The organism is Nitrosovibrio sp. Nv4 (assembly GCF_900215485.1).
Taxonomy (GTDB): domain Bacteria; phylum Pseudomonadota; class Gammaproteobacteria; order Burkholderiales; family Nitrosomonadaceae; genus Nitrosospira.
The window spans coordinates 698,243-719,662 of the sequence record NZ_OCMZ01000002.1 but is presented as its reverse complement, the minus strand read 5'-3'; the positions used below and the strand labels follow the sequence as shown (position 1 = coordinate 719,662).

Here is a 21,420-nt window from a genome sequence, read left to right as displayed (position 1 = left end):
TTCAATACCAGCGTTCAATGGACTTTATGATTTGTTACTGAGTTTCCGATTTGCATCACAGTGGCTGGCGGCACCTCGCCTACCGTGGTAATGACGTTGTCGGCCGCGGTGCGACTATAGATGTTGATGGCCCCCCGGCTGTGGTAAAGCCCCTCGGCCGGAGGCGGAATGTCCTTCGACACTGGCTCGATAAACACTGACACCGCGGCAAGACCATCCGACAGCGCGATATGACCGACAGGACCCGATTTTCCCGAGAGGTTGCGTTTCATTTCAATGATTTTTTTGAATCCTGGCGGGATATCGTTTACCTGCCAGCCGAGTTTGCCGCTTCTCATTGTCGACGACACAAGATTGGTTGTCCGCCACTCGGCAGCTTTCGCGGCATATCTTGATTTCAACAGTTCCTTGTCTATCTCGCCGCCAATTTTCAGATCGGTAAAAACAAACTGTTCCACCACCCTATCCTTATCCATTACCGCAGCTTTAAGAAGCAGACCGGTGTCGACATCCACCCACAATTTCTGGCCATAACGCCTGTCATCTCGGGGCTCGAGCTCGATCACCTGACACAGGTAATCGCTGACACGCTCCTCTCCGCCTTTTTTAACAATATAGCTTTCATCGAGATTGCTCAATGGCTGGGGTAGAAGTGCCGGAAAAACCTTCCGCAACCAGCGTTTCTCGGTCACGACGGTCTTGCTTTCCGGCAAATAACATCTCATCTCGTCATTATTGCGGATGATCTCCCGCGGGGGGCCGTCGAGCACTACGCTCTTTTCATGCTCGCCTTCCTCATTTACCAAATGGATGATGCGAGACGTTTCGATGTGGTTACCGGATGAATAAACGAAGGTGCCGACGTAATTATATTGGCGAGGTGCGGCAGCGATCTTTTGCAACCAGCTTAATGCTTCTGGGGATGAATTCGATGGATGTTGCGCGAATACGGACTGAGCGTGGGCGGATAGCAGCAACAGGGCGGCTAGTGCGCCCCGTATCAATGCAATCCGTGTCATCTGGCGAAGTTTTCGCGTGATTCCGCAGCTGTACGCATATAGGGCGCTACGCCATGCATGGCGGTACTGGGCGAGAATTCCCGGTGTGCCAGCAGGTAATCGTTAATTTGAGCGGGAGTGGAGGCTGGAACAGAAACCGCTACAGGAATCGCCGGTAAAGCACCCGCGGGAGCCGGTTGGTTGTCGGCAAGATTTTGCTGCAACGGGTCTGGGCCCTGCGTTGTTTGCAGGCTCATCCATCCCGCTACTGCAACCGCCGCGATCGAGGCTGCGGCCGCATAAGCAACCGGTTTCCGCCTCTTCGCCGGACGAAGCACGGACACAGCCGGTATAGCCAGTATAGCGGGTTCAGAGGCCAATCTTGCGCTAACACGCCGCGAGATATTGAAAGGCCTTACCTCCGATTGTCCCAACGCATCGCTGATCAAATGATAAATGGCCCATTGTTCGTGTAGCCCATCTGTTCCGGCGAATTGCTCGACCAAAACCGCAGCATCTTCCGGGTCGAGTTCGCCGTCCATCAGCGCTGATACTTTATCTTCCATGTCTACCACCTCTTATCTTTGCCGGTTCCCAGCAGGGGCCGTAATTTTTCCGCTATCGCTTCCCGGGCGCGAAATATTCGCGATCGGACCGTACCGATGGGACAATTCATGATGACTGCAATTTCATCATAACTCAGCCCCTCAATTTCTCTCAACGTAATTGCCGTACGTAATTCTTCAGGCAATTCTTCCAGCGTCTGGTTCACCGTCTGAGCGATCTGCTTGCTTGTCAGTTCACTTTCGGGGGTGTTCATTTCTCTTAACTGGCCAGCTTCCTCGAAGCCTTCGGCATCTTCATTATCGAATCCATTGCTGGTGGTTGGCGCTCGCCGCCCTTGAGCCACCAAAAAATTCTTTGCCGTATTAATACCAATCCTGTACAGCCAGGTATAAAACGCGCTATCACCACGGAATGACGGCAACGCACGATAAGCCTTGATGAAGGCTTCCTGGGTCACATCCTCCACTTCTGCCGAATCGCGGATAAATTGCGACAGCAATCGTGCAAGTTTGCGTTGATACTTGACCACCAGCAGATCGAACGCTTGTTTATCGCCATGCTGCGCGCGTTCCACCAACTGCTGATCGATTTCCCGGTCACCCATGCCGCCTGATCCCTGAATTATGATTTTTTACTTGCAACTGCTGCATTACGAGGCAGCCCAGCCAAGTATACCCGTTCAAGGGTCCATCAGGGAATTACGCGGAGGCTCACTATCCGTGGTCTGTGTGAAGAGACAACGCACATTATAAATTAGTTCAGTTGAAGATATGGTTATTCAGTGAGACAGAGTTCATGGCAAAATTCATGACGGTTTTAATAACGGGCCAGCAAGGATTCAAGGGCGGATAAAAGGAATTAAAGGGGAATTCAACCAGCCGCAATCCGGTTTTCCCTGAGGTTACCTATGGCCCGAATCGCTGTTACTCCGACGCAATGCAAAAGAACACCGCATCGCGCCGCATTGGGAGAACGTTCAACCCGCCATGCTGGTGTGACGGGTTTCACCAAACTCGAAAACTGTCCGCATTTACCGGAAAATCAGCCGCTGTAGCCCGACATTTAGCCCGACATTTCGCGACAACTCTCGGCGCACTCGCGGCATGCCGTGGCACAGTCGTCCATGCCGTCCAACTGTTCGCAGCTTTCGGCACACGCATCGCAAATCTCGGCGCAAATTCCGCAGATCTGATTGCTGTACGGAGAACCGCTCAGCATGAAGTTAAGCGACGTCTGACAGATTTCGGCACAGTTCATCATCAGGCGGAAATGATCGGCTTCGACATGCCTGCCGCCCAATTCCAGGCAGTGATTCATGGCGGCCTGCAAGCAAGTCTGATGGCAATTGTCGCATGCTGCAATGCAGGTCTGCACGCTTTGGTCGTTAGTCATATACATGAACATGGGAGTCTCCTTTTCAAGGATCATCAACGGTTTCCCGGTTTCGCCATGGCAAAACCGGGCTATCCGTAATGTGCGCCAACGGGCCGACGTATTCTGTACGCTAACAGACATAATCCTTGCCGTTAAAACAGAGAAGGTAGAGCTGGCAATCCTTTTTCTCGCGGATATTCCAGATATTCCTTTTCCCAGCTTTTCCAATCCGATCAGGAGCATGAATAAGTTGCTATCATGCTTCTATGAGTACCCTATGAGTAAATCATGCGTCCACATCAGCCAGGGTGGGATCAAAGCCGGTAGTGTTGAGGATCAGCCCACTCGATATGCGTACACATGATTGCCAGATCTCGTTCCTCATCCAGCGAACCGATGGTAAATCACCACAGCCACGAACATGATTCTTCCGGGGCGCCTCTGCAGACCGGACATGTCCATCATCGTCACACTGGCTTGCATAACAACACTGGACGCGCTTTTGTCATCGCAATCGTGTTAAACATCAGTTTTGTAGTGGTTGAGTTCGGATATGGCTTTGCCGCCAACTCTACGGTACTGATGGCGGACGCGGGACACAATCTGTCGGACGTGCTGGGCCTGGTACTAGCTTGGGGAGCTGCGATTCTGGCGCGCCGGCCAGCGCGCGGACGGTACACCTATGGGCTGCGCAGCACGTCCATATTGGCCGCGCTGGCAAATGCCACGCTGCTTCTCGTGGCATGCGGTGCAATCGCCTGGGAGGCCGCCCAACGGTTTTCGCAACCGCCGGTCGTAGCAGGTCTGACTATTGCATTCGTCGCAATGGCCGGCGTCATTGTCAATGGCTTATCCGCGTGGCTGTTCTTGAAGGGTAGCAAGAACGATTTGAATATCCGGGGCGCCTACCTGCACATGGCGGCGGATGCTGCGGTTTCCGCAGGAGTGGTAATCGCGGGAACCGTTATAGTTTTCACCGGCTGGTACTGGCTCGATTCTGTCATTAGCCTGATCATCGTTGCTATCGTCATCGGCAGTACCTGGGGCCTGCTTCGTGATTCAGTGCAACTGATTTTGAGCGCAGTGCCGGCAAATATCGATATCGATGCAATTGACGCTTATCTAAGATGCCAACCCGGCGTGACTGATATTCATGATTTGCACATCTGGGGCCTCAGCACTACGGAAAGTGCGTTAACAGTCCACCTGGTTATGCCGGACGGCTACCCCGGCGACGAGTTCATGGATAGCATCAGAGAGACCCTCGAAAATCGTTACGCAATTCATCACTGCACCCTGGAAATCGAACAGGGGACCATCAGTCATTTTTGTCCCGTCAAATAATCCTCAAACCGAGCGAATCTTCCAGATAGCGACAACTGCGTCTGAATTATCCTGTTTCGCTGCCGGGTAAAGAAGCCGCGCGGCGCAGAAGCTGTCAGGCGGGTATAAAGGGCAGCAACGGTCTGTTATCATCCTCTATTCACAAAAATAAAATAATGACACTCAAGTGCCACAGCTCAACTTTGATACCCTGATTATCGGCAGCGGTCTGGCTGGTCTCACTCTTGCGCTTAACCTGGCGCAAACCAACAAGGTAGGTCTCATCACGAAACGCGCGTTACTGGATGGTGCGAGCGGTTGGGCGCAGGGCGGCATTGCTGCTACGCTCTCTGAAGAAGATTCTCCCGAGGCCCATATTCGGGACACGCTTATCGCGGGCGCCGGTTTGTGCAACGAAGGGGTTACCCGATACGTCGTCGAAAATGGCCCACAGGCCATCCAGTGGCTCATCAGCGAAGGCGTGCCTTTTACACGCGATCATGACAACGGGACGGGTTATCATTTGACGCGGGAGGGGGGTCATAGTGTGCGGCGGGTGATTCATGCCGCGGATGCTACCGGTCAAGCTGTGCAACGGACACTGAGCGAAAAGGCACGCACCCATCCAAATATCTCCGTGCTTGAGCATCATGTTGCCATCGATCTCATTACCAGCGCCAAACTGGGCCATATCGCCGGAACCAGCAACCGCTGCTACGGCGCTTATGCCCTGGACAGTGTGACCGGAAAAGTCCGCACCATTCGTGCGCACAACACCGTAATGGCGACGGGCGGCGCCGGCAAGGTTTATCTCTACACCACCAATCCCGACACCGCTACAGGCGACGGGATCGCCATGGGCTGGCGGGCAGGCTGCCGCGTGGCTAACATGGAATTCGTCCAGTTCCACCCGACCTGCCTCTATCATCCCCACGCCAAATCCTTTCTCATCAGCGAAGCGGTACGCGGCGAAGGAGGCCTGCTGCGGCTCCCGGATGGTTCGCGCTTCATGCCTTTACACGACGAGCGCGCCGAATTGGCTCCACGCGACATTGTTGCCCGAGCGATCGACTTTGAAATGAAGAAGCGCGGGCTCGATTGCGTTTATCTTGATATCTCTCACAAGTCGGCGAATTTCCTGAAGGAGCACTTTCCCACCATTTATAAACGCTGCCTGGAGTTCGGCATCGATATAACCAAAGAGCCGATACCCGTCGTGCCTGCCGCACACTACACTTGCGGCGGCATCATGACCGACTGGAAAGGCAAGACGGACTTGGACAACCTTTATGCGATTGGCGAAACCGCTCATACGGGTCTGCACGGGGCCAACCGGCTGGCGAGCAACTCGCTGCTGGAATGCCTGGTGTTCGGGCAGGCCGCAGCCAGGGATATTATCGAACAACCGTTCGAGCCCGCGATGAAACTGCCTCAGTGGGACGAAAGCCGCGTGACCAATGCAGATGAGGAAATCGTCATTTCGCACAACTGGGATGAACTGCGGCGTTTCATGTGGAGTTACGTCGGGATCGTCCGCACCACGAAACGACTGCAACGGGCGCAGCACCGTATCAAGCTGCTGCACGAAGAGATTAACGAGTATTACGCTAATTTTCGTGTAACCAGCGACCTGCTGGAACTGCGTAATCTGGTGGATAGCGCCGACCTTATCGTGCAAAGCGCCATGTTGCGTCACGAAAGCCGCGGCTTGCACTATAGCCGGGATTATCCCGAGTTGTTGCCTGAGGCGGTGGATACGGTGCTGAAAAGGCAAAGCTGAAAACGATAAATGCCGCCGCATTCCGGCATTGAGCAGTCCTGGTAAAACCATCGATTTCTCTTACATACTCCTTTGGCATCGATCGAAAACTCGCGTGGCTTTCCCATTGCGCATCGCGGTCCATCAGCCTGAAACGTTCCGCATCTTCCAGAAAGCAGTTCTGCCGACGCATTGGATACAAGTACAACGAGTGGCGTTTCTGCGCATCACCCAGACCTTCGCCTCTGAAATTTTCAAGCAGCAGGGGGTCGTGCCGGCGAGCGCCAGCAATTCGGATTCGGTAGCTCAGGCGATGGATTCTTGTAGCGCACAGTTAATTCCACCATGGCGGAGAGCTTCGTGAGCGCCGAGGTTCTTGATATACATATCGCCGCTTCGTTACAACAGGCCGGCGTATCCCGGCACTCCAGGAAAATGTCTTCCGCCGGATCCGCCTTCCAGTTTTCCAATTGGGTAATTCCCATTTTAATCATGTCGCCGATCCTCTCATGGCGCATTCGCTCTGCTCAGGCAAGCGTCAGGACGAGCAATATGCAGATTAGGATAATCAGGGGCTGACAACGTGATTTTCCAGGCAGCGGACCGGTTCCCGGATCGGATTGATGAGGGATGTGCGCATCGGCGCCAAGGCAGCGCTGCTCCATGATTTTGCGTTATTCGATATGCGCCATTCAACGATTCGATAGGCCGATGGACGATCGATGACCGGATACCGCGTTGGAGAATCGGTGCTATTGTATATTTTATTGCATTCAGCACGCATAGGGCTGTAGCCATCATTCCATTAAGCATAGCTGCGCATCGAACATCGAATATATCTGCGTCCGCCAAGGATCAACAAGGATCAAATTAGTGGTATTTGGCGATAAGCTTTGCGTTTCAAAAACTGCTTCTGGATGGTTTAAATGTTTAGTTATTTCGAAAAACTGCTTTACCCCTATCCCGATTCGATGGACAGAATCCCGCCAAAGGGCTTTCTGGCATTCATATGGGTAGCTACGACCGGCGTGAGGTGGCATCTCGTTGCGATGACACTGCTAACCGCAACCATAGGCGCATTCGAAGCAATATGGTTTGCCATACTGGGAAAAATTGTCGACTGGCTGAACCAGATACCGCCCTCTCTTTTATGGGTTCAGGAACGGAATATGCTTTTACTGTTTGCCGGGTTATTGATAGTCAGTCCATTACTGGTGGGATTGCAGAATCTCGTCAAGCACCAGGTACTGGCGGGCAATTTCCCCATGCGGCTGCGCTGGAATTTCCACCGGATGATGCTTAATCAAAGCATGAATTTTTATCAGGATGAGTTTGCTGGCAGGGTAGCGGCCAAGGTCATGCAAACCTCGCTGGCGCTGCGCGATGTCTGTTTTATTCTGGGCGACATTCTCGTTTATGTGACGATTTATTTTTTTACGCTGGTTGCAGTGGTGAGCAATTTTAATTCCTGGCTGGCAATTCCTTTTATAGGATGGTTCCTCGTTTATATTTTCGTGTTGTGGTTTTTTGTACCGCGGCTGAGCCGTGTTTCTCAATCCCAGGCCGATGCACGGGCGCTCATGACGGGACGCATCAGCGATGCCTATACGAATATTGCCACTGTAAAGCTTTTCTCTCATGGAGGGAGGGAGGCGGGTTACGCAAGATCGGCCATGCAAGAGTTTCTGCAAACGGTGCACAGCCAGATGCGATTGATCTCCGGCTTTGGAATCGTGAATCAGATCATGAGCGCCGCCCAGATCATTTGCGCAGTCGGCACCGCCTTGCTGCTGTGGACGGAAGGACAGATAGGGGTCGGCGCGGTGGCGGCCGTCGGTGCAATGTCGCTGAGACTCAACGGTATGTCGCAATGGGTCATGTGGGAAATGACTACACTGTTTGAACAGATTGGTACAGTGCGGGATGGTATTACCACTTTGTCCCGCACGCATGTGGTAACCGATTATCCGGAAGCAAAGACGCTTCAGATTAAAAATGCCGAAATCAGGTTTGAGGATGTCCTCTTTTGTTACGGTGGGGATACCCCGGTGATAGACCATCTTTCTTTGCATATCAGGCCCGGTGAAAAAATCGGCCTGGTTGGCCGTTCGGGCGCCGGAAAATCCACTTTAGTCAATTTGCTGCTCCGATTTTATGACGTCGAGCAGGGGCGCATATTGATTGATGAGCAGGATATCAGATACGTTACCCAGAACAGTTTGCGTGCCCATATCGGTATGGTCACCCAGGATACGTCGCTCATGCATCGCTCTGTAAGGGAGAACATCCTCTATGGCCGGCCGGAAGCAACCGACGCGGACATGATAGCGGCTGCCAAAAAAGCCGAAGCACACGGCTTTATAACGGGTTTGACCGACCCAATGGGACGTAAAGGCTATGACGCGCATGTGGGCGAGCGCGGAATAAAGCTTTCAGGTGGTCAGCGCCAGCGGATTGCGATCGCGCGTGTCATGCTGAAAGATGCACCGATTCTTCTGCTTGACGAAGCCACCAGCGCATTGGACTCCGAAGTGGAGTCTGTCATTCAGTCAAGCTTATACCGGCTGATGGAAGGCAAGACGGTGATAGCAATAGCCCATCGTTTATCGACGATTGCGGCGATGGATCGGCTGATAGTGATCGATAAAGGCCGAATTGTAGAAGAAGGTAATCATCAGAGCCTCCTGGCACTCCATGGTCTCTATGCGCGCTTATGGAACCATCAGAGCGGCGGGTTTCTGGGGGAAGATATGTAGTGTTGATAAGCATCGGTTCTCTGGGACGGACAGCGAGAGGGAATGAAATGTCGCGGCAGTCGGTTCAATTATCGAGTTCTACATCATCAGCCTCCGGTTTGACGCCCGAGCGAATTGCGGACTCGGTTAGGGAGGGTAGGCACAACTCGATGAAGCGGTAGGCGTATCCGCGAAGATAATGGCCGCGGCGAACAGAGATATTTGTCGTATTTTTCTCGAAAAGGTGTGAACTGTCGAGCAGATTGAGTCGTGTGTCCCGTGTCGGATTGAAAGCCATCGAGGCAACGATACCCACCCCCAGTCCGAGCTCAACGTATGTTTTGATGACGTCGGCATCCAAGGCCGACATTGCGATATCGAGCAGCAAACCGGCCCTTGCAAACGCCTGATCAATTCCGGCTCGTCCGGTCAGGCCTTCGTGATACGTAATAATTGGAAACTCGGCAATCGCCTCAAGGGTGAGCGGATGTATCGATTTCAGCGGATGCTCGTGTGGCACGATCACAGCATGATGCCACGAATAATAGGGAAAAGAGGCCAATTCCGCGACGCTCTCCAGCGCCTCGGTAGCGATCCCGATGTCCGCGATGCCGTCGAGCAGCATCGTTACGATCTCACCAGGGCTAGCCTGATGCAGAACGAGATGTACTTGGGGAAAAGCCTTTTTGAATAGCGTCACCACTGAGGGCAGCGCATACCGCGCTTGCGTATGGGTGGTGGCGATAGTAAGCCGTCCCTTGTCCCGATTGCTGAACTGTTCAGCCAGTCGCTTGACGTTTTTGGTATCAATCAGGATGCGTTCGACGATTTTCACCAACTCCCTTCCCGGATCGGTCAATCCGAGAAGTCGCTTGCCCTTGCGCACGAATAGTTCGACACCCAGTTCGTCTTCCAGATCTTTTATGTGCTTGCTGACGCCGGATTGCGACGTGAAGAGGGCATTTGCCGCTTCGGTGAGATTGTAATTCTGCCGGACGGTCTCATGGATGATGCGCAACTGTTGAAAGTTCATATTGTTATTTTTCCAGATATCTCATAATGATTGAGCCTGTTTCTCAGCGCGCGGATAACCGAAGGGTATTGTATAGCCTCGTGATGTATTTGGCATTTGGCAAAAAGCCCGGAAAATACATTTTGCCAAAGGTGGAGCGGTGAAGCTTCGGAGCAGATTCAGAGCAATTGATTGCGGGTTGCCTTAAACTGCCCGTATATTAAACCGCTGATTTCCGAAGCCCGGGAAGCGGGGGTAGCTATCGCAATGCTAATGCCTCAGCCCTGATGATCAGCCGGAGCGTCTTTCGGGTCTTTCCATTTCCACCGTAGCAGCACCCGCAACTGCCTGAACTCCTCGGGGTCTATTGCGTCTGGCAGTATCACGACGCTGCGCGAGAAAACGCTTCGTCGGGGAAGCTCTGAAAATCGGACATCGGCGGGCTTCACGGGTTTCAATTCGAGCACGGTAAGGTAGGGCGCAACAAAGCTGCTGGCGAGCAGTGCACAGGCAATGCGTTCTCCGCGTCGGGTTTCAAGCATGCAAGCCATTTCATCGGATAGTTCGAAACCAGTTACCGAATCCGGTGAACGTAACAATACATAACGCCTCAGGTAGAAAATAAGGCTGACAGCAAGCATTGCGGAACCTGCCAGCTTGACTGACGCAGGCAACAAAAGGGGCCACAACAGGCCTATAGCGGAAAAGTGGGCAAAACTCAGCATCACCGCAAGGCGTGCGGAGGGTTTGAGGCGGACAACGAGTATCGGCGGAAGGGACGGAGGCAGGAGATCAGCCATGGTCAATTATCTCATTCCTGGCAATTTGCCGCTCATCCGGAGCGTATGCTTTATAATCGACCTTTTTCGCAGCCATAGATCGTTCTGAATGAACCTTATCTGGCAAGCCTATCTGCAAAATTGTCGCGCAATAATCAGGGATGGTCGCGTCGTCAGCTATGGCAACGCCCCTGCCGAGCTTGCGAACACCCGCGCCGCAAGTACCGGATCTGCTACGGTGCTGAGCGATCTTTCGCACTTCGGCCTGATCCAGTTTTCGGGAGGCGACGCGCAATCGTTCCTGCAAGGACAGTTGAGTTGCGATGTAAGGCAGGTCAGTTCCTCAGCTGCTCTGTACGGGAGCTATTGCAATCCAAAAGGCAGAATGCTGGCAAGTTTTCTGATCTGGCGCGACCGTGACGGAGATGATGGCAACTTTGTCATGCAATTGCCATCGGCATTGCTTGCAGCCATTCAGAAGCGTTTATCCATGTACGTGCTGCGCGCCAAAGTCAATCTGTTTGACAGTAGCGGTATGTGGGTGCGCATGGGCCTTGCCGGGAGTGGTGCCGGGCCGCTTGTGCAGCAAGTTACGGGTGGTATTCCCGATTCCCATCTCGGCGTGATTCACGGTGAACATGCAAGTGTAATTCGCCTTGCACAGGACCGGTTTGAACTGATCGTTGCCCCAGAGCATGCGTCTTCAATAGCGGAACGCTTGAGTCGGGATGCTATGCCAGTCGGCGCCCCCTGCTGGGACTGGCTGGAGATCAAGGCCGGTATTCCGCTGATTACGCCTGCAACCCAGGAGCAGTTCGTGCCACAAATGGCCAATCTGGATGCCATCGGGGGGATAAGTTTTCAGAAAGGTTGTTACCCTGGCCAGGAAATCGTCTCCCGCACCCAGTATTTGGGCAAAATAAAACGCCGCATGTATCTCGCCAACATTAAGCCGACTGGCCCAGAAATTCCGATTGAAGCGGGGGACGAGTTGTTCAGCGCGGATATGGGAGAACAATCAAGCGGTATGGTAGTCAACGCAGCAGCCTCGCCAGACGGTGGATATGATGTGTTAGCTGTCGTACAGATAAGCAGCGTCGGAGCTGGTAAAATTTATTGGAAGTCTCTGAACGGTCCGGCACTGGAGATCATGCCACTACCTTATAAAGTGAGTCAATAACAAAATACCACCACTTTTTTCATCTTATGAACTTAAGGTATTACCAAAAAATATCATACGTTCGACAGATTACGCTATCCGGGGTACCTTAAGCGCCTGCTGGGTATGTCACGGCGTATCGTTCAGATCGGCAAGAATATCTCGATAAGTTTTGCTCCACGCTGTATCACAATGCTCTACCGGTGCTCAACCAGCAAAAGAGTTGGTAATGGGAAGATCAACTGCCTGGTTTGATATCCTTGCCCTCATGCATAGCAATCGTGAACTTAAAATGCTTAATAGCAAAATACTGTGTTTCCGCTTCCGTATCTGGCCGTTGTTGCTGCCGCTCATGTTAGTGGCATCGACAGTGTCCGCCGATGAGCTCGAACAGCGCGACATCGCGTTTTACTATGGCAGCCGGCCGCCGGTCGAGGATTTGCGCCATTTCGATCAGATTGTCATTCAGCCAAGCCAGGTTCTCCCGCACGAGAGAACGGCCTTGTTGAATCTGGATTCGCTCATATTTGCCTATATTTCATTCGGCGAGATCGCGCGCAACAGCGACGACATGGAGCGAATTGATACGAAATGGTCGATCGGTGTTAATCCGGCATGGAACAGCCTGGTGATGGACATGAACGATCCTGCCTGGCACGAATATCTGCTGGAGCACCATTTCGGTCGCTTATGGCGTGATGGCTACCGCGCCTTCTTCCTCGATACTGTTGACAGCTATCTGCTTGTGACAAAGGAAGGTGCAGAACGTACCGAACAGGAGAAAGGGCTGGTTGCGCTGCTGGCGGAAGTGAAGCGGCGCTTTCCCGGTTGCAAGCTCATTCTCAATCGCGGCTTCGAAGTGCTGGACCGCGCCAGCCAATATGCGGATGGTATGGTTGCGGAATCGCTTTTTCAGGGTTTTGATCCGGTTACCGGCAAGCACGCGCCAGTCAAGGAAGAGAACAGGACGTGGCTCCTCAGCCAGTTGAGGCGTGTGCAAGATGAATTCAAGGTACCGGTTATCGTGCTCGATTATGTCGAGCCGGGCAATTGGACAGAAGGCGAAAAAACGGCGCGGGAAATTGTCAAACTGGGGTTTATGCCCTGGGTCGCAAATGGCGATTTGACGTGGTTGGGGCATGGCCGCATCCGTTTAGCGCCGCGCAGGCTGCTGGCCATCATAAACGGTACCCCGGCGCAACAAATGGATCAGGATCTGTTCAAGCATGCAGCCATGCCGCTGGAATATCTCGGTCTGGCGCTCGACTATTGGTATGTCGATAAGCTTCCTTTGCCCATCGAACCGCTCGTCGGGCGTTACGCCGGCGTAATTGCATGGCTGGGCGAAGACAACGAAAATGGTACGAGCCGCCACGAAAATGTCTGCGCGCGTTTGCAAACAGAGGTCGATGCCGGTTTACCGGTAGTATTCATGGGCTACTTGCCAGGGGGCATCGCCTGCCGCAATCTGATCGATTATCAAGGAAACTTGCAACCTACAACAGGCATGCTTAAGCTGGACGCCGCCAGCGAGCGCCTGGGCCGCCCAGGTGCAGTGCCGGTAGTTGGCAGCGGTACGCTTGACGTGCGCGTCCGAGATCGCACGGAGGCATGGTTGACGTTGAGCGATGGATCCAATGTATATCATCCCGTTGCGGTCAGCTCATGGGGAGGCTATGCATTACACCCCCATTTGATGAGCGAGACCGCATCGGGCCGCCATGAATGGCTGCTTGATCCTTTTTCTTTTTTCCAGGCGGCTTTCCGCCTGCCGGTGCAGCCAGTATTCGATATGACGACGGAAAATGGACGCCGCCTGGGCATAGTCGAGGTGCGGGGCGACCGTCTGTTTGAGAAAGATGAGCACGGTGTTGAAGCAATCGACCGGCTTCGGGCATGGATCGGCAGGAATCCATCGCCGGTAACGCTGGGCATCATCGAGGCTGAGGCAAACAGTGAAGAGCGGCGCGCGAAAGTACGGCAACTGGCTGCCATGCCACAGGTTCGATTGGCGAGCCACACATATAGCCACCCTTTCTATTGGGGCGTGTTCGAGGGCAAGACAGATGCCGATCAGCAGCCTTATCGCTATAGCGTGTTTTTGGAAGGTTATGCGGCGGAGATGACGCGCGAAACTGCGGGAACCATCCCGTTTCTGCAATCGGTGGCGCCCGGTTCTCCATTGTTGCTTATCTGGTCCGGCGATGGCAAACCCGTCCCGGCCGCTTTGGCGGCTGCGGGGAAGGCGGGCCTGCCCAATTACGGCGGAGGCGGTCTCCACTGGCAGAGCGGCCCGTTATCCATAGCTGATCTTTCTCCGACACTGCGGCCCACGGAATGGGGTACCCAGGTGTTGACCCCCTTGACCGGCGAACCGCTGTTCGCGCAACTCTGGTATGGGGAAGCATTGAACTTCGGTACGATCAGCGACTGGAACCGGCAGCTCGATTTTCCACGGCGGCTGCGCATATCATCCCTATCCATACATGCCGACGCGCTATTACACGCGCGAGGCGCGGACCTTCTGGATCAGTTAGCCGCTGAACAGCGTAACGAAAATGTGCTTGGCATATGGCTTGATGAATATGTTCAGCGTGCGCAGGCCTTTCAAACAGCGAGCATTGCGCGCGACCTCAATGGCAATTGGCTACTTTTCGGAGATGCGCTCAGAACGGTGCGACTGCCTGTTTCTGAAATGGCACCGGAAATCTCAACCGATGTTGTCGGATATTCTAATCGAAATGCCGACCGCTATATTTATCTGGCGCGCAATCATGCCGTCCTCAAGCACAGGCGTGATAAGCGAAACGAGGCCCCGGCCTTGAGACTGATCGATGCCAGCGCCCCGTTGAAATCCTGGCATCTCAATGACGATGGATCCGCCACCCTTTTATTTGAGCCGCGCGGTGATTTGACCCTTGAGGTATCCAAATCCTGCGCTGTGAGTCTGAATGGGGAGGCGTTGACCGCCCGCCGCGATAATTCCCATTCCATTTATGCGGTGTCAGCAAACAAGGCATCAGGAGAATTCCGGCTTGAGTGCTGAAATACGGCGAGAATCGCTGTTGAATGCGCCAGCGCTAATGTTCCTTAGTGCCGTACTTCTAATCGTTTTCTGGATACTGTTTCCTCGTCAGCCCGCATTCAGGGATCCGGCCAATTTATCCGCAAACGATGCCTTGTCAGTGGCTTATCTTCGTGTCCTCGTCCAATCCGATCCTCACAATACACCGTTGCGTCTGTCGTTCGTCCAGGTGTTGACTGAAGCGGGCATGACCGATGAGGCCGCCCAGGCCATCGATCCCTTGAAGCGTGCTCCCGAATCGGACCTGACCTATGAAATCCGTCTTGCGGAGCTCAAGCTGTCCTTGCAGCAGCTCTACCGGCGTCCTGCCGAGGATGTCGAAGCAGCGCTGCGCGCCCGCATCGCTGAACTCGTTCCTTCATTATTGCGCATTGCGGATAAAGACAGCGAATTAAACCAGGTAGTTACACTGGCAGAACAGTTTGGCGATCCCTCGGTATTGGCCGAAACGTTTGAGCAGTTGCTTGTTCTGCGGGATGAAACTGACGAAAAAAAATCACGTTGGCTTGTTTTCGCCGCAAAGCAGCGCATGGCGGCTGCTCAGCCCCGCTTGGCCGCGCGGCATCTGTGCGAGGCCCTGGTGCTTGAGCAAACCGCAAAGAAAAAGATGGAAATAGCGAAATCCTGTTTGCATGCCTACCTTCAGGCAGGCGTCGATCAAGAGGCGTTGAAGGCTGCCGTACAGATGCTGAGCAGTTCCGCAAGCTCTGGTCTCAAGGGCGATGCCGGGCTTTTGTTGCTGGCCGCGAATATTGCCGAGCCGATGGGGGATAGTGAGCACGCATTGGCCTGGCTGGAAGAATCCAGCCGGTTATTACCCCGGGATCAGGCGCTTGCCGAACGCGTCCTGCGGCTGCAGGTTTCCATGGGACTGCTGGCCGAAAGTCTTTCGCGCGCGGCGTCGCTGCGAACTTCCCTTGTCGTCGGCAGTGAACGCCATCGTTTGCTTGCCCGCATTTATGACTGGAACGCGCGGCCGGACGAAGCGCTGGACCTTTGGCTGTCTTTTGCACGCCATGCAGCCGATGAAGAGGCGGAGTCGCGCGCATTTGCCCTTGCACGAGCGAAACCGGATCACGCAGCGCTGGTGCAGTTGCTTGAGGCTGTCATGCCGCGGCGCAAGCTGGCCGCGGCCGAAGTCGATGCTTATGTCAAAGCGGGTCTTAGCACCGCACAGCCCTCCCATGTGGAGGAGCAATTGCGCCGACACGCCGAACGTTTCGATGACCCTCCAGCAATAATGAAAGCATTGGCAGACCTACTTGTCCTTCAAGGCAAGCCTCTCGAGGCGATTAAGGTGTACGAAGAAATGCCTGATAAGCAGAATGGACAGCAGAGGTTGGCATTGGCCCGGCTATATGAAGAAGCGGGGAACGCTCAAAAAAGTTTCGAACTGCTGTTTCGCGAATCCGGTGCGCCCGATGCGGGGTATGCCGAGGAGTATTGGTTGTTGCTGGCTAAAGTTTCCATGCAACTTGGCAAGGATGACCATGCAGTCAAAGCCTATGAAAAAGCCCTGGTTCTTCGACCGAAGGATGTGGAAATACTCGAGCATCTGCAACGTTTGGCGGCACGCCATCATGACGATAAGAAAAGCGAGCGTCTTGCGCACTATGGATGGGATAGATTGAAGCGTGTCGAAGATCTGCAACGCCTCATGCATTATTCCTGGGCTCGGAAAAATTGGGAAGAGCTTGATCATTTGCTGTCTGTCGCCGAAGCGCAGCCGGCGATAGCGCACGCGCCTGATTACTGGTATTTTCGTTCGATACGAAAAATGGCCAGCGGCGACAGGGACGCGGTCCGGGAGGCATTGCGCGAGCTTTTGCGGCTGCGTGGGCCGGAACCTGAAGTTACAGAGGCAATGATCTGGCTGTTATTGTCCGACAAAAAAGTCGATTCCGCATTGCTTGATACGGTCGTTAAGCCGTACCATAACCCGTCGGGTACTCAACCGGCGGTAAGTCCGCCTTTGGCTGAAGCCCTTGCAGCGGCAGAGCACACGCTGGGCAGATCCCCTCAGGCGGCGGCCCGGTATCTGCAATCCCTGGAAGCAAGACCTCGTGATTTTTTATGGACATTGACATTGGCCGACAACATGGAGTGGGCAGGTTGTCCCGCTAACGCCAACCATGTCCGCTTGGATGCGCTGCAAATGTTTGCTTCCCAGCGCTTCCCTCAAACGGTAGTGAAGTTTCCTCCGCGTTTGGCCGAGTACCTCTTCGGATCAAAAGATTCGCTGGTACAACACGGTGCGGGCAGGGATGACTTTAAGAAGCTGCAATCGATACGCGAGCGCTGGGGGTTTACGGGGATTTTGGACAATGCGGATCACTTTGCGCTGCGGCGTCAACGCGAACGCCTGGAGACGACCGCGTGGGAAGCGTTTGCCGATGCGGTAAGAAAGAAGGATGATCCGGCGGTGTCGGCGCAACTGGCAGCAATTTCCGAGCATCTGGAACGCCAGCCAGCCGGACCTTCGCATAAGGACATGCTGCCGTTATCCATCGATGACGTTGACCGGGCCAACCGATGGCTTGCGGGAGAAGCGCCGCCCAATCAAAGCGATTTAAATAAGGAGTTGGACGTCTGCCGTCAAACGCTGACAAAAGTCCGCGAATCCAAAATGATATCTAAACCGGACAAGGAGCCGGCAAAGCTATGAAAAAACCCTGGCTGGAGGGAATTGAAGTCATTGACGTCAATACTCCTGTGTCGGCGTGGGGCGGGTGGCTCGAAACATTCGTGGTGACTGCAATTGTGATCGCGGCGTCATTTGTTACTCAGCAGCACGATCCTTTCCGGCTGGGCGGAGGATTTCCATGGCCGGTCCTCGCCCCCTTGCTGGCAGGACTACGATATGGATTTGTCTATGGTTTTGTCAGTGCCTTGCTGATACTGGCGACGTTGGGCGTGGCCATCAATCAGCAGTGGCAAATTTCGACCGGATTTCCGCTGCCCTGGGCGATTGGCACGGTTATCGTGGCAATGGTGGCGGGAGAATTTCGCGATATGTGGGGGCGTCGCTTACATCGATTGGAAGGCGCCTATCAATATCGTGCAGAACGTCTTGAGGAGTTTACGCGCAGTTATCAGTTGTTACGCCTGTCGCATGATCGGCTGGAGCAAACAGTTGCCAACAGCGGATTTTCGCTGCGTGAAGGCATCATGCGCTTGCAACCGGCGCTCGATGCCATGAATGGCGCCAATATGCTAAATGAATCCTCGCTACAACGGCTTATCGAATTCATTGCGGAATACGGTGCGCTGACGCAGGCATGTATCGTCGGAATAACAGCCGACCGGATTGATACGGGCAGAGTGTTGGCTTGTATCGGGGACAAGTTTCCAATTGATGGTAGCGATCCTGTAGCGAAAAGCGCGATTGAAAGCGGCGAGTTGGCGGCGGTAAATCTTATAAAAGAATATGCGCTGGATCAGAACCAGTTATTGGCCGCCATTCCTCTGGCCGACTCCACGGGCGAGATTCATGCAATGCTGTTGGTCAAATCCATGCCATTCTTTGCGTTCCACGAAAACAATTTAAAGCTTATTGCAGTGCTTGCCGCGCATGGCGTCGATCATCTTCGTTTTGGCACGGCCAGCTCTTCCGTTGCGCGTTTTATTGCTTCTTTCGAGCGTGTGTATCAGGATTTTCTGAGATTCAATCTCGACGCAACGCTCCTGAAGTTATCGGGATCTTCCGGGGATGTCACAAGTACTTACGGAAAATTACGGTCTTCCGTGCGCGCTATTGACCTGTTTTGTATGACGCATGATAAGGATCAGCTCGTCATCTGGCTCCTGCTGCCGCTGACCGATACGGCGAATGCGCGAGTATGGATGCAACGCGTGGATGATGTTCTTGCATCGGTGTCAAGCGAACTGGTAGCCATCAGCGATATCGACCCCCAACAGGTTCGTTCTCTGGAGCAGCATTGATGTATCGAATGCCCATGCTATTGGGGCTGGCAGCCGAGGCACTGGCCGGCTTGCTGCTCTGGTTGAGCGGGAGTGGCTGGGTAGCGAATTGGACGGCGAATCTGGCGATGCTGGCAGCCTTGGGATTTCACTCTGTTTCATCTTATTATTTTGCTCGAGGTTTCTGGCTTTTGCTGCCACGCCGATACAAGCTCCCCGCGCGGAGCAGCTTGGGTTTTCTGTTTGTCCTGTTATGGATTTTGCCGGTCGTCGGTGTGTTGGGCGTGCTGTGGAGTGTCACTACCGCCTTGAAACGCCCTCGCAGCCGTTCTTCGAAAAACGTAAAAATGGTTGCGTTGCCTGAGCTCCCTTTTTCGCCTCCTGTCATTTTCCCGACGCCGCCCTACAGCGAGGGCGCACTGCGCCAGATAATATATTTTGCCGAGCGTCCGTTGAAGCGGTTGAAAGCTGTGATGGCGACCCGGCACATGGCGCCACGCGAGGCCATGATGGTGTGGTCGAAGGCGACCCGCGACCCTGTCGACGACGTGCGGCTGCTGGCTTATGCAATGAGGGACGATAACGAAAAAAAACTGATTGAACGCATCCTGACCTTGACGGAGGCACTGCCGGAAGTTCCAGCCCGTATGCAGAACTCTTACCACAAAACGATTGCGGCATTATGCTGGGAGTTGGTATATCACCGTCTGGTTCAAGGCGCCGTCAGACAGCATTGGCTGGATACGGCCAGGCATCACATGGAGCTTGTACTTGTCCCATCGTCCGGTGCGCCAGCCGACGCACCCGTTTCGTCCGCTGGACCCCGTATGCCCACAACGGCCGGTAAGCCTGTCGCATCTCCTGTGCGCGATGCGACAGATGCAAACAGCTGGCTATTATATGGACGGATTCTGCTGGAATCGGGCGAACTCTCAATCGCGCGCGAGGCCTTTATCAGCGCAAGAACCGGCGGCATGGAGGAACAGAAAATTCTGCCGTGGCTCGCCGAAGCTGCCTTTCGGGAACGAAAATTTTCAGACGTGAAGCGCTATCTGTCGGCACTCACGCGGCCTGGCGAGAAGGGACGCGAACTGGCGCTGGTAAGAGCATGGTGGACCCAATGAATAGCGCCATCAGGGCAGACACGGACAAATCCCTGAGGGGACCGTCGACGGAACCGGTGGCTGATATCGCCTTGTTGCTGGAAGGTACTTATCCATATATACGTGGTGGCGTATCGTCGTGGGTGCACCAGATCATCGCGGGTTTGCCGGAAATAAGATTCGCCGTAATTTTTATTGGCGCCGAACAGGAAATGTATGGCTCCGCGCAGTATCAATTCCCATCCAACGTAACGCATGTCGAAACGCATTATTTAATGCAACATGAAAAGCAGCTCAAGCCGAACTCCCGCAAGGGCAACCGCAGGGCCTTCTCGGAAATGGACGAGTTGCACGCGTACATGCGCCAGTCCGAATCAATACCGAGCGAGAAAATGATAAATGCATTTTCCCGGCTGGGTTCGGGTGGCGGCATCAGCAAGGAAGATTTTCTGTATAGCGAAGCTTCATGGGATTACATCACCGGGCAGTACCGGCAGCGATGCACTGAGCCCTCGTTTGTCGACTATTTCTGGGCCATACGCGCAATGCATACGCCCTTATTTGTATTGGCGGATATTGCAGCGGGGTTGCCACCGGTGCGTGCGGTGCATGCTATTTCGACCGGTTATGCCGGATTGCTTGGAGCGATGATTCGCCTGCGGCGCAATATTCCGTTTGTGCTTACCGAGCACGGCATTTACACGAAGGAGCGGAAAATCGATCTGGCACAGGCTACATGGATTCACGATCATAATGACGATGTATGTAACACGCTGCATGATGAAATGGGATACATCCGTGGTTTGTGGATCAAATTCTACGAGCAGATCGGCCGCATGGCCTACGCACAAGCGTCGCCCATTGTCAGCCTGTATGAGGGCAATCGCCTGAGACAAATAGCGGATGGGGCAGCGGCGGAGAAAACGCTGGTCATTACCAATGGAATCGATGTTCAACGCTATCAGGCCGCGCTGGAGAAGCGGCCGGAAGAAATTCCGCCGGTGCTGGGATTGATCGGGCGCGTGGTGCCCATCAAGGATATCAAGACATTCATCAGGACGTTGCGAATGCTCGTTAATGAGCGACCCGATGCGCAGGGATGGATCGTGGGTCCGGAAGATGAAGACCCTGTATATGTGAATGAGTGCAAGGAATTGGCCGCCAGCCTCGGTTTGAAAGACCAAGTCAAATTCCTGGGCTTTCAGAATATGCTTGAAATTCTTCCACAACTGGGACTGATGGTATTGACCTCGATCAGCGAAGCTTTGCCTCTGGTAGTGCTCGAGGCATTTGCCAGCGGTGTGCCATGTCTTGCAACCGATGTGGGTTCCTGTCGCGAGCTTATCGAGGGACGCAGCGAGGAGGATCGCGCGCTAGGCGCGGCGGGAAGCCTGGTTTTTATCGCCGATCCGGAGGGAACGGCAAAAGCCGCGCTTGAACTGCTCAATAACCCACCCCGATGGCACGCTGCACAACAGGCAGGGCTCGAGCGGGTGAAACGTTACTATAATGACAAGTTGATGTTCTCGTCCTATGGGGATCTTTATGCCAAAGCGCTGGATTCTGGCCTCGCCCCGGCTCGGCAACCTTCAGTAAGCACCTGAG

General features: G+C 53.9%; 16 protein-coding genes. 10 read left to right on the top strand and 6 right to left on the bottom strand.

Annotated elements, in window-relative coordinates:
* Nucleotides 1-14 precede the first annotated feature (14 nt).
* From CRO05_RS11530 to rpoE, 3 genes are read right to left on the bottom strand one after another with little or no spacing between them, the layout of a single operon-like run.
* Nucleotides 15-1,019 carry a MucB/RseB C-terminal domain-containing protein gene (locus CRO05_RS11530; protein ID WP_097067313.1) on the bottom strand — a complete coding sequence of 335 codons (1,005 nt, stop codon included), beginning with the start codon at nt 1,017-1,019 and terminating at the stop codon, nt 15-17.
* A complete protein-coding gene (locus CRO05_RS11525) occupies nt 1,016-1,564 on the bottom strand; it encodes a sigma-E factor negative regulatory protein (RefSeq protein WP_097067312.1) in 549 nt (182 codons plus the stop codon). Before CRO05_RS11525 ends, CRO05_RS11530 begins: the two co-directional genes overlap by 4 nt.
* Nucleotides 1,565-1,566: 2 nt before the next feature.
* Nucleotides 1,567-2,169, bottom strand: coding sequence for an RNA polymerase sigma factor RpoE (gene rpoE / locus CRO05_RS11520; RefSeq protein ID WP_090878497.1), 603 nt, complete (start codon nt 2,167-2,169; stop codon nt 1,567-1,569).
* 332 nt (nt 2,170-2,501) lie between these two features.
* Here rpoE and CRO05_RS15895 point away from each other — a divergent pair, with 332 nt between their 5' ends.
* From CRO05_RS15895 to nadB, 3 genes are all read left to right on the top strand, one after another.
* The gene (locus tag CRO05_RS15895) at nt 2,502-3,038 is read left to right on the top strand and encodes a hypothetical protein (RefSeq protein WP_181319831.1); all 537 of its coding nucleotides are present in this window, start codon (nt 2,502-2,504) and stop codon (nt 3,036-3,038) included.
* A gap of 261 nt (nt 3,039-3,299) precedes the next feature.
* Nucleotides 3,300-4,283, top strand: a complete 984-nt coding sequence (locus CRO05_RS11505) for a cation diffusion facilitator family transporter (protein ID WP_235001415.1) — start codon at nt 3,300-3,302, stop codon at nt 4,281-4,283.
* Nucleotides 4,284-4,449: 166 nt separating this feature from the next.
* A complete protein-coding gene (gene nadB / locus CRO05_RS11500) occupies nt 4,450-6,042 on the top strand; it encodes an L-aspartate oxidase (protein WP_097067309.1) in 1,593 nt (530 codons plus the stop codon).
* Nucleotides 6,043-6,275: 233 nt separating this feature from the next.
* Here nadB and CRO05_RS11495 read toward each other — a convergent pair whose 3' ends face one another.
* Nucleotides 6,276-6,539, bottom strand: coding sequence for a hypothetical protein (locus tag CRO05_RS11495; RefSeq protein ID WP_097067308.1), 264 nt, complete (start codon nt 6,537-6,539; stop codon nt 6,276-6,278).
* Between the two features lie 408 nt (nt 6,540-6,947).
* Between CRO05_RS11495 and CRO05_RS11485 the strand changes: the two genes are divergently transcribed.
* Nucleotides 6,948-8,777 carry an ABC transporter ATP-binding protein gene (locus tag CRO05_RS11485; RefSeq protein ID WP_097067306.1) on the top strand — a complete coding sequence of 610 codons (1,830 nt, stop codon included), beginning with the start codon at nt 6,948-6,950 and terminating at the stop codon, nt 8,775-8,777.
* 64 nt (nt 8,778-8,841) lie between these two features.
* Here the strand turns inward: CRO05_RS11485 and CRO05_RS11480 are convergent, their stop codons facing one another.
* Nucleotides 8,842-9,789, bottom strand: coding sequence for a CysB family HTH-type transcriptional regulator (locus CRO05_RS11480; RefSeq protein ID WP_097067305.1), 948 nt, complete (start codon nt 9,787-9,789; stop codon nt 8,842-8,844).
* A 257-nt stretch (nt 9,790-10,046) separates the two neighbouring features.
* Nucleotides 10,047-10,568: a protein YgfX gene (locus tag CRO05_RS11475; protein WP_097067304.1), complete on the bottom strand. Its 522-nt coding sequence runs from the start codon at nt 10,566-10,568 to the stop codon at nt 10,047-10,049.
* 88 nt (nt 10,569-10,656) lie between these two features.
* Here CRO05_RS11475 and CRO05_RS11470 point away from each other — a divergent pair, with 88 nt between their 5' ends.
* The 6 genes from CRO05_RS11470 (at nt 10,657) to pelF (ending at nt 21,419) form a co-directional block, all read left to right on the top strand.
* Complete coding sequence (locus CRO05_RS11470; protein ID WP_097067303.1) at nt 10,657-11,727, top strand: folate-binding protein YgfZ; 1,071 nt, start codon at nt 10,657-10,659, stop codon at nt 11,725-11,727.
* A gap of 208 nt (nt 11,728-11,935) precedes the next feature.
* Nucleotides 11,936-14,752 carry an endo alpha-1,4 polygalactosaminidase gene (locus CRO05_RS11465; protein WP_235001414.1) on the top strand — a complete coding sequence of 939 codons (2,817 nt, stop codon included), beginning with the start codon at nt 11,936-11,938 and terminating at the stop codon, nt 14,750-14,752.
* A complete protein-coding gene (locus CRO05_RS11460; protein WP_097067302.1) occupies nt 14,742-17,456 on the top strand; it encodes a tetratricopeptide repeat protein in 2,715 nt (904 codons plus the stop codon). Before CRO05_RS11465 ends, CRO05_RS11460 begins: the two co-directional genes overlap by 11 nt.
* Nucleotides 17,453-18,733 (top strand): protein PelD, encoded by a 1,281-nt coding sequence (locus tag CRO05_RS11455; RefSeq protein ID WP_097067301.1) that lies wholly within the window; start codon nt 17,453-17,455, stop codon nt 18,731-18,733. The genes CRO05_RS11460 and CRO05_RS11455 overlap by 4 nt, the downstream gene beginning before the upstream one ends.
* On the top strand, nt 18,733-19,836 hold the full coding sequence (locus tag CRO05_RS11450) for a protein PelE (RefSeq protein WP_097067300.1): 1,104 nt from the start codon (nt 18,733-18,735) through the stop codon (nt 19,834-19,836). Before CRO05_RS11455 ends, CRO05_RS11450 begins: the two co-directional genes overlap by 1 nt.
* Entirely contained in the window at nt 19,833-21,419 is a 1,587-nt protein-coding gene (gene pelF, locus CRO05_RS11445) for a GT4 family glycosyltransferase PelF (RefSeq protein ID WP_097067299.1), read from the top strand. Before CRO05_RS11450 ends, pelF begins: the two co-directional genes overlap by 4 nt.
* The last annotated feature ends 1 nt before the right edge of the window (nt 21,420 follow it).

Coding starts and splice junctions, on each gene's coding strand:
- CRO05_RS11530 (WP_097067313.1), bottom strand. CDS start 1,019: ATGACACGGATTGCATTGATACGGGGCGCACTAGCCGCCCTGTTGCTG.
- CRO05_RS11525 (WP_097067312.1), bottom strand. CDS start 1,564: ATGGAAGATAAAGTATCAGCGCTGATGGACGGCGAACTCGACCCGGAA.
- rpoE (WP_090878497.1), bottom strand. CDS start 2,169: ATGGGTGACCGGGAAATCGATCAGCAGTTGGTGGAACGCGCGCAGCAT.
- CRO05_RS15895 (WP_181319831.1), top strand. CDS start 2,502: ATGCAAAAGAACACCGCATCGCGCCGCATTGGGAGAACGTTCAACCCG.
- CRO05_RS11505 (WP_235001415.1), top strand. CDS start 3,300: ATGATTGCCAGATCTCGTTCCTCATCCAGCGAACCGATGGTAAATCAC.
- CRO05_RS11495 (WP_097067308.1), bottom strand. CDS start 6,539: ATGCGCCATGAGAGGATCGGCGACATGATTAAAATGGGAATTACCCAA.
- CRO05_RS11485 (WP_097067306.1), top strand. CDS start 6,948: ATGTTTAGTTATTTCGAAAAACTGCTTTACCCCTATCCCGATTCGATG.
- CRO05_RS11480 (WP_097067305.1), bottom strand. CDS start 9,789: ATGAACTTTCAACAGTTGCGCATCATCCATGAGACCGTCCGGCAGAAT.
- CRO05_RS11475 (WP_097067304.1), bottom strand. CDS start 10,568: ATGGCTGATCTCCTGCCTCCGTCCCTTCCGCCGATACTCGTTGTCCGC.
- CRO05_RS11470 (WP_097067303.1), top strand. CDS start 10,657: ATGAACCTTATCTGGCAAGCCTATCTGCAAAATTGTCGCGCAATAATC.
- CRO05_RS11465 (WP_235001414.1), top strand. CDS start 11,936: ATGGGAAGATCAACTGCCTGGTTTGATATCCTTGCCCTCATGCATAGC.
- CRO05_RS11455 (WP_097067301.1), top strand. CDS start 17,453: ATGAAAAAACCCTGGCTGGAGGGAATTGAAGTCATTGACGTCAATACT.
- CRO05_RS11450 (WP_097067300.1), top strand. CDS start 18,733: ATGTATCGAATGCCCATGCTATTGGGGCTGGCAGCCGAGGCACTGGCC.
- pelF (WP_097067299.1), top strand. CDS start 19,833: ATGAATAGCGCCATCAGGGCAGACACGGACAAATCCCTGAGGGGACCG.